At 58.3% G+C, this 12,756-nt stretch carries 11 protein-coding genes; 6 read left to right on the forward strand and 5 right to left on the reverse strand.

The window, feature by feature from the left end; genetic code table 11:
• Positions 1 to 9 precede the first annotated feature (9 nt).
• The 4 genes from infA to trxB form a co-directional block, all read right to left on the reverse strand.
• Positions 10 to 228 (reverse strand): translation initiation factor IF-1, encoded by a 219-nt coding sequence (gene infA, locus IE089_RS04885; protein WP_189475667.1) that lies wholly within the window; start codon positions 226 to 228, stop codon positions 10 to 12.
• Positions 229 to 296: 68 nt separating this feature from the next.
• Entirely contained in the window at positions 297 to 1,016 is a 720-nt protein-coding gene (locus IE089_RS04890; protein ID WP_189475669.1) for an arginyltransferase, read from the reverse strand.
• The gene (gene aat / locus IE089_RS04895; protein ID WP_189475671.1) at positions 1,013 to 1,723 is read right to left on the reverse strand and encodes a leucyl/phenylalanyl-tRNA--protein transferase; all 711 of its coding nucleotides are present in this window, start codon (positions 1,721 to 1,723) and stop codon (positions 1,013 to 1,015) included. The genes IE089_RS04890 and aat overlap by 4 nt, the downstream gene beginning before the upstream one ends.
• Before the next feature lie 54 nt (positions 1,724 to 1,777).
• Positions 1,778 to 2,734: a thioredoxin-disulfide reductase gene (gene trxB, locus IE089_RS04900; RefSeq protein WP_189475673.1), complete on the reverse strand. Its 957-nt coding sequence runs from the start codon at positions 2,732 to 2,734 to the stop codon at positions 1,778 to 1,780.
• 251 nt (positions 2,735 to 2,985) lie between these two features.
• On the opposite strand from trxB, the gene IE089_RS04905 reads away from it, so the two are divergent.
• The 6 genes from IE089_RS04905 (at position 2,986) to cysG (ending at position 10,534) form a co-directional block, all read left to right on the forward strand.
• Entirely contained in the window at positions 2,986 to 5,301 is a 2,316-nt protein-coding gene (locus tag IE089_RS04905; protein WP_229802589.1) for a DNA translocase FtsK, read from the forward strand.
• Between the two features lie 7 nt (positions 5,302 to 5,308).
• A complete protein-coding gene (gene lolA / locus IE089_RS04910) occupies positions 5,309 to 5,938 on the forward strand; it encodes an outer membrane lipoprotein periplasmic chaperone LolA (RefSeq protein WP_189475675.1) in 630 nt (209 codons plus the stop codon).
• Complete coding sequence (locus IE089_RS04915) at positions 5,928 to 7,292, forward strand: replication-associated recombination protein A (protein ID WP_189475677.1); 1,365 nt, start codon at positions 5,928 to 5,930, stop codon at positions 7,290 to 7,292. The genes lolA and IE089_RS04915 overlap by 11 nt, the downstream gene beginning before the upstream one ends.
• Positions 7,293 to 7,335: 43 nt before the next feature.
• Positions 7,336 to 7,713, forward strand: a complete 378-nt coding sequence (gene crcB, locus IE089_RS04920) for a fluoride efflux transporter CrcB (protein WP_189475678.1) — start codon at positions 7,336 to 7,338, stop codon at positions 7,711 to 7,713.
• A gap of 107 nt (positions 7,714 to 7,820) precedes the next feature.
• The gene (gene serS, locus IE089_RS04925; protein WP_189475680.1) at positions 7,821 to 9,125 is read left to right on the forward strand and encodes a serine--tRNA ligase; all 1,305 of its coding nucleotides are present in this window, start codon (positions 7,821 to 7,823) and stop codon (positions 9,123 to 9,125) included.
• Between the two features lie 26 nt (positions 9,126 to 9,151).
• Complete coding sequence (cysG, locus tag IE089_RS04930; RefSeq protein ID WP_189475682.1) at positions 9,152 to 10,534, forward strand: siroheme synthase CysG; 1,383 nt, start codon at positions 9,152 to 9,154, stop codon at positions 10,532 to 10,534.
• 13 nt (positions 10,535 to 10,547) lie between these two features.
• Here the strand turns inward: cysG and IE089_RS04935 are convergent, their stop codons facing one another.
• Entirely contained in the window at positions 10,548 to 12,728 is a 2,181-nt protein-coding gene (locus tag IE089_RS04935) for a carboxy terminal-processing peptidase (protein WP_189475684.1), read from the reverse strand.
• Positions 12,729 to 12,756 lie beyond the last annotated feature (28 nt).

Here is a 12,756-nt window from a genome sequence, read left to right on the forward strand (position 1 = left end):
GCAATGTGCTTAACGCTCGCGGTAAGTGATGCGGCCTTTGGTCAGGTCGTAGGGCGTGAGTTCAACGCGTACCTTGTCACCGGTCAGAATGCGGATGTAGTTCTTACGCATTTTGCCGGAGATGTGCGCGGTCACCACATGGCCATTCTCAAGCTCTACGCGGAACGTTGTGTTAGGCAGGGTATCAACTACCTCGCCTTCCATTTCAATCTGGTCTTCCTTTGCCATACGGCGGCAGGTCCTCGGGGTTTTACGAAGGTGCGCATTTTGCCCGAATTGGGGCTTGGGTGCCAGCGCTATTCTTGGGAATCAGCCCGCGCCCAGCGCCCGCCGCGATAGAGCTCCAAAGGCTTATAGCCCGACTTGTAGGCCATTTTCTGGCAGTCCTTTATCCAGTAACCCAGGTAGAGGTGGTCAAGTCCCATTTGCCGGGCTTGCTCGATCTGCCAGAGGATGGCGTAGGCACCGAGGCTGCGCTTGTCCAGGTCGGGGTCAAAAAACGTATAGATTGCCGACAACCCGTCTAGCATCACATCGACGACGGCAACCGCAACCAATGACTGGTGGTCGTAGAATCGGTAGTAGTGTGTACAGTCCCAGGCATCGTTCAGGAACGATTCATACTGGTCCCGATCGGGCGGATACATGTCGCCATCAGCGTGGCGCAGGTTGATGTAGCGCTGATACAGACCATAGGCCGTGTCGTCGCGAATGTCGCCGGTGCGCTCTACCGCGAGATCGCGATTGCGCTTCATAATACGACGCTGTGCCCGATTGGGCTGGAAGTCCTTTACCGGGATGCGCGCCGGAATGCAGGCGTTACAGGCGGTGCAATGTGGGCGATAAATATGGCTGCCGCTGCGCCTGAAGCCCAATACCGAAAGATTGCTGTAAAGGGTTTGATCAACTTCCTGGCGCGGGTCCACAAACAGCGTCGTCGCTTCCTGATCTTGCAGGTAGCTGCAGCTGTGCGGGTAGGTGGTATACACCTTGAGGTCGCGTAATGATGAGGTCAAATCAGGGCTCCACAGCGTGCCGGTAACTGCCAGCGCAAATCCGCCAATGTCTCATTGACAGTTTGGGCAAGCAGGGACTCGAAGTCCAGCCGCGACAGGTTGCTTGCCCCAAGACTGTTCAGGTGTTCACTTTCAACCTGGCAATCGATCAATTTGAATCCCGCCCCACTCAGCAGTTTTACCAGCGCGACCAAGGCAACCTTGGAGGCATCGGCTGTGCGACTGAACATGGACTCGCCAAAGAATGCACCGCCGAGTGCCACGCCGTACAAGCCGCCGACCAGTGTGCCGTCTCGGTGCACTTCGATAGAGTGTGCGTAGCCCATGGTATGAAGCTGGGTGTAGGCATCAATCATACTCTGGTCAATCCAGGTGCCGTCCTGGCCTTCCCGGCTTGCAGCACACTGACGCATGACCTCGGCGAAGTGGGAATCCACGCTGAGATCAAACTCATCTCGCCTGAGCGTTTTTCGCAAGCTGCGCGACACATGCAGGTTAGCTGGCAGCAGCACTGAGCGCGGGTCGGGCGACCACCAAAGTACCGGCTGGGGCGCTTCAAACCAGGGGAAGATACCGCGCCTGTAGGCGGCTAGCAGGCGTTCCGGTGACAGGTCACCGCCGGCGGCCAGTAAACCGTTCGGATATTCGAGCGCCTCACTCGTGGGTGGGAAGCCATAGGCGTCAGAGACGTGCTGGATCAGTGCCATCGACTTATTATGCGGTGAAGCCGGGGCGCCGGCGAGTGCAGATGCCCCGAGAGCTCAGGCGGCGGACATTTCGTCCAGGTATTTCTCCGCATCCAGTGCGGCCATGCAGCCAAAGCCTGCAGAAGTCACTGCCTGGCGGTAGATATGATCGCCCACATCACCGGCCGCAAAGACACCCGCCTTGCTGGTGGCTGTGGCATTACCTTCCAGGCCAGAATTGATGACGATATAGCCATCTTTCATGTCCAACTGGTCGGCAAAGATGTCCGTGTTGGGCTTGTGCCCAATCGCGATGAACACGCCGGCTAGTGCCAGGTCCTGCGTGGCGTCGTCCTTCACGCTCTTGATGCGCATGCCATTGACGCCGGCATCATCGCCTAACACCTCATCCAGGGTGTGGTCCCAGAAGATACGTACTTTCCCTTCCTTCTCGCGGGCGAACAGCCGATCCTGCAGCACCTTCTCGGCACGCAGGCTATCGCGCCTGTGCACCAGAATGACTTCCTCAGCGATGTTCGCCAGGTACAGCGCTTCCTCCACAGCTGTGTTGCCTCCGCCAATCACGGCGACTTTCTGGTTGCGGTAAAAAAAGCCATCGCAGGTCGCGCAGGCGCTGACGCCTTTGCCCATAAACGCTTCTTCGCTGGCCAGTCCCAGGTACTGTGCAGAGGCGCCGGTGGCAATAATCAGGGCGTCACAGCTATAACTGTTGCTGCCTTTGAGCACCATGGGCCGCGCGTCCAAATCAACCGACTCGATGTGATCAAAGACCACCTGGGTTTCGAAACGCTCGGCATGCTCCTGCATTTGCTGCATAAGGGCGGGGCCCTGCAAATCTGCGGGGCCGCCCGGCCAGTTTTCAACCTCTGTCGTCGTGGTGAGCTGGCCGCCTTGTTGCATACCAGTAATCACTACCGGCTTGAGGTTAGCGCGCGCTGCATACACGGCTGCCGTATAGCCTGCGGGGCCAGAGCCCAGGATGATCAGAGGGTGGTGCTGAAGCTCGCTCATGTGGTTATTTCCCAGTGTCTGGTGTTAAATAAACGGCCGTTGCTGCCTGAAAAAAACGGCCTGCAGTGCCTGTAATGGGGGCTGTCATGGTAATTTAAAGGGGGGCAGACAGCAAAAGCGAGGCCAATTCTAAGAACCGGATATAAGCCTTTGAATACATAGGCAAAATCGGTCACAATTCCCACATCACAAGAAGCGGGCAGGAGCGTGTATGGAATGCGCTCCCAGCAGCGACACAGAGGCGGGTACGGGTGTCTGAGACAACCAAACACGAAAACTTCCTGGGGCCACGGTTACGCGAGGGCGCGTTCATCGGGATCAGCGCCGCCTGTGGCTATCTGCTGCTGGCACTCATTACGTACAGCACACGCGATCCCGGCTGGTCAGCAACTGGCGCGGGCGAGGGCATCGCCAACCTCGGCGGTATCACAGGCGCCTGGATGGCGGACGTGTTCTTCTCGCTGGTGGGGTTTGCCGCCTACCTGTTCCCAGTCATGCTGGCCTACCGGGCCGTGATTATTCTCCTGGACCGTAACGAGCCGGGCGGCTTTGACTGGATGACGTTCAGCATCCGCACCCTGGGGCTGGTGCTGGTGATGATCGCCGGCACCGCGCTGGCCGCAATGAACGACCTGGGTAACAGCGGATTACCCCAGGGCGCCGGAGGTATTCTGGGGCAATCCATCGGTGACGCATTCACACGTGCGTTTAGCCCTGTGGGCAGTCGCCTCATTTTGCTCGCCGTGTTCCTGTTTGGTATGACCATCTTCACCGACCTGAGCTGGCTGCGTCTGATGGAGCAAACGGGCGCGGCAGCGATAGCTGGCTACCGCCGCTCCCAGGCCTTGGTGTTATCGTTGGTCGATGGGATTCGAGACCGGCGTGAGCGCGACAAGCAGCTCGAAGCGCGCAAGGTGGTTATTGAGGAACATGTCAAGAAGACCAAGAAACGCAAACCGCCCAAAATCAAACCCCTGAAGCCCAAGGCCGAGGCCAGCGAGCGGGCTGAGAAGGAAAAGCAGCAGCCGCTGTTTGATGCTCCGGTTACCGGTGAGTTGCCGCCGCTGGAGCTGCTGGATGAGGAAGTGAAAGACCCTAACACCGGTTACTCCAAAGAGGCGCTTGAGGGGCTCTCCAAGCTGCTGGAGTTAAAACTGGCGGATTTCGGGGTTACCGCAGAAGTCACCGCCGTATATCCGGGCCCGGTTATTACCCGGTTTGAGATCCAGCCGGCCGCCGGGGTGAAGGTGTCTCGCATCTCAAACCTGGCAAAGGACCTCGCGCGTTCCCTGGCGGTGATCTCGGTTCGCGTTGTTGAGGTGATTCCCGGCAAGAGTGTTGTGGGTATTGAGATTCCCAACGAAGACCGGGAGGTAGTTAACTTCCGTGAGGTCTTGGCCTCAAAGGCCTTTGACCAGTCTCGCTCACCACTGACTCTGGCACTGGGTCACGATATTTCAGGGCAGCCCGTGGTGGCAGATCTGGCCAAGATGCCTCACCTGCTGGTCGCAGGTACCACCGGTTCAGGTAAGTCGGTGGGCGTGAACTGCATGCTGATCAGCTTGCTCTACAAGTCCAGCCCGGAGGACGTTCGGCTCATCCTCGTAGACCCGAAGATGCTGGAATTGTCGGTGTACGACGGTATCCCTCACCTGTTGACGCCTGTGATCACCGATATGAAGGACGCCGCCAACGGCTTGCGCTGGTGCGTGGCGGAAATGGAGCGGCGCTACAAACTGATGGCCGCATTGGGCGTGCGGAATTTGTCTGGCTATAACCGCAAGGTCCTGGACGCTAAGAAAGCTGGGACTCCCATCGCTGATCCGCTGTGGACCCCCGATCCGATATTCGCCGAAACCGACGAAGAACAAACACCGCCCGACCTCGATAAGCTGCCGGCGATTATTGTGGTGATCGACGAGTTCGCCGACATGATGATGATTGTGGGCAAGAAAGTGGAAGAATTGATTGCCCGTATTGCCCAGAAAGCGCGTGCGGCGGGTATTCACCTGATCCTGGCGACACAGCGCCCCTCTGTGGATGTCATCACAGGCCTGATCAAGGCGAACGTACCCACCCGGATCGCCTTCCAGGTCAGCTCCAAAGTGGACTCCCGAACCATTCTGGACCAAGGCGGTGCTGAGCAGCTCCTGGGGCACGGCGACATGCTGTACATGCCGCCCGGCTCCGGTATTCCCAACCGTGTGCATGGGGCATTTTGTTCCGATGAAGAAGTGCACCGCGTGGTCGCCGACTGGAAGCGCCGCGGTGAACCCTCATACATCGATGGCTTACTGGATGAGGGCAGTTCCACGCCGGTGACCGCCGGGGAACTTCAGGCTGGCTCGGCAGACGAAGATAATGAGGGCGATGCCCTCTACGACGAAGCGGTGCACTATGTCACTCAGTCTCGACGTGCATCCATTTCCAGTGTGCAGCGTAAATTGCGTATTGGTTACAACCGCGCTGCGCGGTTGATCGAGTCCATGGAGACGGCAGGGGTCGTGTCCGAGATGGGCACTAATGGTCAACGCGAAGTGCTGGCACCGCCGCCACCAGAGGAATAGGGCCGCCATGGAAACCTCACCGTTGCGATTGTTGTTAGTCGCTGCGTTATCTGCCTGTCTCATTATCGGTATTGCCCGGGACGCTCAGGCCAGCGCCACCGCATCGCTCACCGAGCGATTGTCTGAAGTGGTGCACATGCGCGGCGATTTCATGCAGACGCAATACGGGCCCAACGGTGAAGTCCTCGGGGAGTCAGCAGGGCGCTTTCAACTGCTGCGCCCGGCTTTTTTTTCTTGGGAAATCACGTCACCTGACAGTCAGTTGATCGTCGCTGATGACATCTATCTGTGGCACTACGACAAGGACCTTGAGACGCTGACCCGGCGTCCGGTCACCGCCGTTGCAGTGAGTCCTTTGCAGGTACTGGGCGGCGACCTTGCAGCATTGAGTGATCGCTTTGATATCGAGGGGGAGGGCGATAGTTATACGCTGCGTGCCCTTGATGCAGATGCCGGCTTTGAGTCACTGTCACTGCGGTTCGAGGGTAATTCCCTGGTGGCTATGGAGGTTCTGGATCGACTGCAGCAACGTATTGTTGTCATGTTCAGTGCGGTAGACCTTCAGACGTTACTATCAGCCGATGACTTTGCGATCAATGCGCCGGAAAACGTAGACACTTTCTACTATGAGGAGTGAAGGGCAGGGCGGACTCTTCGATTCTTCGCCGTCAGCGTCTGCCGAGGCGCCGGGTAACGGCTATCAACCCCTGGCATCGCGACAGCGTCCAACAGCGCTGAGTGGCTATGTCGGTCAGCCTCACATACTTGCCGAGGGTAAACCTCTGCGGGTTGCCATCGACACGGGGCAGCTGCACTCTATGTTGCTCTGGGGGCCTCCCGGGGTCGGCAAAACCACATTGGCTCGCATTGCCGCGCACGCCGCGCAGGCGGATTTCGTTCAATTGTCTGCGGTCCTCGCCGGGGTTAAGGACATTCGTGCCGCGGTGGATAAAGCCCAGGCCAACAAGACCATGGGCAGGGATACAGTGCTGTTTGTGGATGAGGTACATCGCTTTAACAAGGCGCAGCAGGATGCCTTTCTCCCCTACGTCGAAGATGGCACGGTGATATTTATCGGTGCCACCACCGAAAACCCTTCTTTTGAGCTCAATAACGCCTTACTGTCCCGCTCCCGCGTGTACAAGTTGCGCAACCTCGACCCGGCGGAGCTGGCAGAGGTGCTGCAACGTGCCTGCGCCATGACCGATGACGCAGTCTCAGTGGGGCAGGCGCAGCTCAAGGCTATTGCGCAGCAGGCCGACGGTGACGCGCGTCGAGCGCTGAACCTGCTTGAGCTGGCTACCGATCTGGCCGAGGAGGGCGAGGGCGGCGTTCGCACCGTCACCGATGCGACTCTGGAGGAAGTGTTGCAGGCCAGCTTGCGGCGCTTCGATAAGGGCGGTGATCTGTTCTATGACCAGATCAGTGCCCTGCACAAGGCCGTGCGTGGCAGTTCGCCGGATGCAGCCTTGTATTGGCTGTGTCGCATGTTGGATGGCGGCTGTGACGGACTGTACCTGGCGCGTCGGATCGTGCGCATGGCCAGCGAAGATATCGGCAACGCAGATCCACGCGCACTATCGCTGTGTCTGGATGCCTGGCAGGTGCAGGAGCGATTAGGTAGCCCGGAGGGCGAGCTCGCACTGGCGCAAGCCGTTGTATACCTGTCCTGCGCGCCGAAAAGCAATGCGGTTTACAACGCGTATAAAGCGGCCTCCGGCGCCGTGGCAGCCGGCGATAGCCATGAAGTCCCCATGCACCTGCGCAATGCTCCCACACAGCTGATGAAAAACATGGGTCATGGCGACGAATACCGCTACGCCCACGACGAAGCAGATGCGTTTGCGGCCGGAGAAAACTACTTTCCTGAAGCTATGAAGGATGAGCGTTTTTATCACCCGACACCTCGCGGTCTGGAGAAGCAAATCGGTCAGAAACTGGCGTACCTGCGCAGTCTGGACCAGCAGAGTGCAGACAAGCGGTATGGCTAATGCAGATGCCTGACGTACTCACCATGCAACGAGGGCGCGGGTCATGAAGTACCTGCTGTTCATTGCTCTGGGGGGCGCGGGCGGTGCCGTGGGCCGCTACCTTTTGTCTGAGTGGGTTCATAGCCTGTGGAAGGGGCACCTCCCGCTGGGCACGCTGATGGTTAATGTTATCGGCAGTTTCGCGATTGGCGTTGCGTATGTGCTTCTGGTTGAAAAAGACATTTTGCACCCCGGTTGGCGCAGCGTGCTGATGATTGGCTTCCTCGGCGCTTTCACGACCTTCTCAACGTTTTCGCTGGAAACCATCACGCTGATTGAGCAAGGGCAGTTGTGGCATGCACTGGCTTATATCATCTTCAGCGCCCTAGCCTGTGTGCTGGCCGCCGGATGTGCCATACAGCTGACACGCTTCCTCAGCTGAATCCCCGCGCCGCGGGCGGCTATAACCAGCCTCGCTAGCCCTGTAACAAGCCCCCTGAAATCCAGTACACTAGCGCCCCTTTTTTTTATCGTAACGTTGGGAATCCCATGCTGGATATCAAGGCCGTTCGGAAAGATCCCGTCGCTGTCGCCGATAACCTGGCGCGACGAGGCTTCAGCTTCGACGCCACCGAATTTGAGGCACTCGATGCGCGGCGTAAGCAAGCAGACGTGGCAGCCCAAACGCTGCAGGCAGAGCGTAAGAGTGCCTCCAAAAAAATCGGCGAGTTGATCGCCGGTGGCATGACCGTAGACGACGCCAAGGCGCAGGTGAACGAAACGCTGGAAAAGATCGCGTCGGAAATTGACGCGGCCACAGCGGAAGCGCAAGCGGTGCAGGTCGCACTTGAGGCTTTGCTGCTGGGGACCCCAAATCTGCTGGCGGATGACGTACCGGCGGGCGATTCTGAAGAAGACAACATTGAGGTGGCCCGTTGGGGTGAACCTACGAAACTCGGCTTTGATGCGCTAGACCACGTGGATCTGGGCGAGGGGCTGGGTCAACTGGATGCCGCGACTGCTGGCAAGATTACCGGCGCGCGTTTTACCGTTATGTACGGTGAGCTTGCCCGTCTGCATCGCGCGCTCACGCAGTTCATGTTAAACACTCACACCAGCGAGTATGGCTACAGCGAAATCTATGTGCCGTACATGGTCAACCGCGACTCATTGCGTGGCACAGGCCAGTTGCCCAAGTTTGAAGAAGATCTGTTTAAGCTGGTGGGTGATCAGGAGTACTACCTGATTCCGACGGCTGAGGTGCCTGTCACCAACGTGGGTCGCGATCGAATTTTTGACGATAAGGAACTTGGCGAGCAAGGACTGCGTTATGCCTGCCATACCCCGTGCTTCCGATCTGAAGCCGGCAGCTACGGCCGCGATACGCGGGGCATGATTCGCCAGCATCAATTCGAGAAGGTCGAATTGGTGCACTTTGTTCGACCTGAAGCATCGGATGCCGCGCTGGAGACACTAACTGGCCACGCAGAAGCCATTTTGCAGGCGCTAGAGCTTCCGTACCGCAAGGTGATTCTTTGTGGTGGCGATATCGGTTTTTCTGCCCGCAAAACCTACGACCTCGAAGTTTGGCTACCCGGGCAGGCCGCTTACCGCGAGATTTCCAGCTGTTCGAACTTCGGCGACTACCAGGCCCGGCGTATGCAGGCTCGGTGGCGTAACCCTGAAACGGGCAAGCCGGAATTGCTGCATACCCTGAACGGCTCTGGCCTCGCGGTCGGCCGTACACTGGTTGCCGTGTTGGAGAACTACCAGCAGGCGGACGGCTCTGTTCGAGTACCGGATGTTCTCAAACCCTACATGGGCGGAGCTGACGTACTCGGTAAGCCCGCGTAAACCATCGGCGTAGGCTGGGACCTCACGTGGACTATTTTCCAGTCAGTTTACGACTCCGGGGTCGGCATGTATTGCTGGTCGGTGGCGGATCAGTCGGGGTGCGCAAAGCCAGACTGATGGCCCGGGCTGGAGCGCAGTTGACCGTTGTCGCTCCGGATATTGTTTCAGAACTGGAATTGGCCCTGGAGGAGTGGGGCGGGACCTGGCGCCGTAAGCGCTATGAAACCGCCGATCTTGAAGGCCAGAAGCTGGTGATCGCCGCGACGCCGGATCGAGAGCTCAATCAATCGATCTTTGAAGAAGCCGACGCGCGGAATATCCCTGTGAACGTGGTGGACGATCCAGCCCTGTGCACCTTCATTGTTCCGTCAATCGTGGACCGAAACCCGATAACTATCGCCATCAACAGCGGCGGTAGCAGCCCTGTCCTCGCCCGTAACGTGCGTACTCAGATTGAAACTCTGGTGCCCCAGGGCTATGGGCGGCTCGCGCGCTGGGCCGGGCAGATGCGCGAACGGGTTAAGGCGGCCATTGGCGATGAGTCGGGCCGTCGGCACTTTTGGGAGGCTCTGTTAGGTGGTGCCATTGCAGAACAAGTGATGGCGGGGGACGAGGCCGGTGCTACACAAACGCTGGAGACAGCCCTGGCATCAGGCAGGCCAGCCACCGGCGAAGTATTCCTGATCGGCGCGGGCCCCGGTGATCCCGACCTCATGACGTTCAAAGCCTTGCGGCTACTGCAACGTGCTGATGTCATCCTGTACGACCGACTCGTGAACCCTGCCATCGTTGATATGGCCCGCAAGGATGCTGAACGCTTTTATGTGGGTAAGCAGCGGGACGAGCACGCTGTTCCTCAGGATCGTATTAATCAATGGCTGCTGGAGTTGGCACAGCAGGGGCAGTGTGTTGCCCGTCTAAAGGGCGGAGACCCGTTCATCTTCGGTCGCGGTGGAGAAGAGATTGCGCTACTGGCAGAGCACCAGGTTCCCTTTCAGGTTGTCCCGGCCGTCACAGCGGCCAGTGCCGCCGCAGCCTATGGTGGTATTCCACTGACACACAGGGACCACGCGCAGTCTGTCAGGTTTATCACCGGGCACACCAAAAACGGGGAGCTATCGCTGGACTGGCAGTCCATGCAGTCCCCGGCCGAAACACTGGTGTTTTACATGGGGCTGGTGGGCTTACCCATTATTTGTCGTGAGTTACAGGCACACGGGCGCGACGCAGACACCCCTTGCGCACTGGTAGAGAAGGCCAGCACCCCAGAGCAGCGTGTGCTTACGGGCACATTGGCTACGATGGCGAGTGTTGTAGAGCGTGAGCAACCCAAGGCCCCCACACTCATTATCGTTGGCAGCGTTGCAGGCTTGCATCAATCGCTGGGGTGGTTCCGGCCCCGGGGATAGGTCCGGAGCTGAGCTAGTTTTGCTGTTTTTCCGACTCTGCGGGACTGTTGAGAGCGAACGCTCGCTGCTTCAGAACCAGGGTGTCCACCAGAATGTTACCGGCCTCTGAGAGCAGGACGTCGGTGTTTTCTTCCTCTTCTTCAGTCTCTTCGGCGCTGTAGTCCGTTACACCCAGGCTATCCTGCGCCCGCTCACCATCGGCAAGCTCCACATCACCGGTAGTGTCTTCGCTTTCCTCGGACGTTTCTTCTTCATCCAGTGACGCCAGCGGTTCTTCGCCACGCGATGCACGCCGACGATTTTCTATCGCCAGAGCCTTGGCCTCCTGCTCTTCGCGCATGGCGATACGAGCAGCCTCATTCAGTGGCAGGGCGCGAATATCGCGAGTTTCGTCTGCCAGGTTGACTTGTTCTTCGAGGTACACAAAGTCCGGGTTGGTCTGGGCACGTTCCTGGAACAACTCTCCAACGCGTGGCAACAGCGACGACAAATCGTCGTAACGGCGGTGACGCACGGGGTTGATCTGGTCCCAGTTCAGCGCATGATTCAGCGAGCTTTCGCCGATTTGCTCGGGGTCGTAAATGGAGGGAAACTCAATGTCGGGTACAACACCGCGGTGCTGGGTGCTGTCGCCGGAGATGCGGTAGAACTTGCTCTCCGTGAGCTTGAGTTGCCCTTCAGTGAGTGGCACCAGAGTTTGTACTGTGCCTTTACCGAAGGAGCGGTCACCTACGATCAGGCCGCGCTGATAATCCTGGATGGCACCGGCAAAGATTTCGGACGCCGAGGCGCTCAAGCGGTTGATCAATACCACCAAGGGGCCGTCGTAGTAAGGGCCACGCAGGCGCTTGCCGTCGCGCCAGACACGTCGGGACGAGTGACGGATTTGTACGGTGGGCCCGTATTCGATAAACAAGCCAGTCAGCTCATTGGCCTCCTGCAGTGATCCACCGCCGTTGTTGCGCAGATCAACCACAATGCCGTCTACGCCCTCATCTTGCAGGCCATCAAGCAACGCCTTCACGTCACGTGTTGTGCTCTTATAGTCCTTGTCGCCCCGACGCATCGCATCGAAGTCGATATAGAAGGCCGGGATGTCGATGACACCCACGCGCATGGTCTGGTCGCCGTTGGGAATCTCCAGGATTTTGCTCTGGGCTGACTGCTCTTCCAGCTTCACCTTGTTGCGCACGATAGTGATCTGTTTGCGAGAATCCGACTTGCCCTTGGCCGGGATGACCTCGAGCTTTACGGTGGTGCCCTTGGGGCCGCGGATCAGTTCAACAACCTCATCAAGGCGCCAGCCGATGACATCCTGCATGTCGCCATCGGTACCCTGGCCGACGGCCACAATGCGATCCGCGGCTTTGAGCTCACCCTGTTTGTCAGCAGGGCCCGCGGCGACAATGCGCGCCACTTTGGTGTACTCATCCTCGATCTGCAGGACAGCGCCAATACCTTCCAGTGAAAGGCTCATATTGATATTGAAGTTCTCTGAGCGTCTCGGCGACAGGTAATTTGTGTGGGGGTCATATAACTCAGTCAGCGCGTTGGCATAAATCTGGAAGACATCCTGATTGTTGTACTGCTTTACGCGGTTCAGCTGGTTGGTATAGCGTTTGCCTAGTGTCTCGGCAATTTCCTCGGGGTCTTTCTCAGCAACCCGAAGGCTCAAGACCTGGTTTTTCAGATGTTTGCGCCAGCGCTCATCCAATTCTTCCTGCGTATTGGCCCATTCCCGGTCATCACCGTTGAGCCGGTATTGCTCGTCGACGGTGAAATCCATCGCGGCGATGGACGTGTCCAGGCTGTCAATCACCTGTCCGAGTCGGGCTTCCAGGCGAGCCTGATAACGGTTAAAGATGGCAAACCCCGCATCCAGGCTGCCCTTGTGTAGGTCCTCGTCCATGCGGGTGCGGTATTGCTCGAACTCGGCCAGGTCCGCGGTGGTAAAGAACATCTTGCCGCCATCGAGGCTATCGATGTAGTTGTCAAGGTGCTCCGAAGACAAGTCATCGTTGTAGCGCAGCTTTGCGTAGTGCCGCTCTTCTAGCTGGTCCACCAGTTCGACGATGGTGTCCTGCTGCGTTTCGGTGTACTCGATAACCGCGGCGGCAGGCAGGGCCAGCGTTGATGCCAGCAGGCCGGTAAGCAGTGTATTGGCGGACTTCGCCAGACGGGATCTTATTATCAAGGGAACTACCTTTTTCGTACCGCGAGTG

The organism is Parahalioglobus pacificus, assembly GCF_014652275.1.
Classification (GTDB): Bacteria; Pseudomonadota; Gammaproteobacteria; order Pseudomonadales; family Halieaceae; genus Parahalioglobus; species Parahalioglobus pacificus.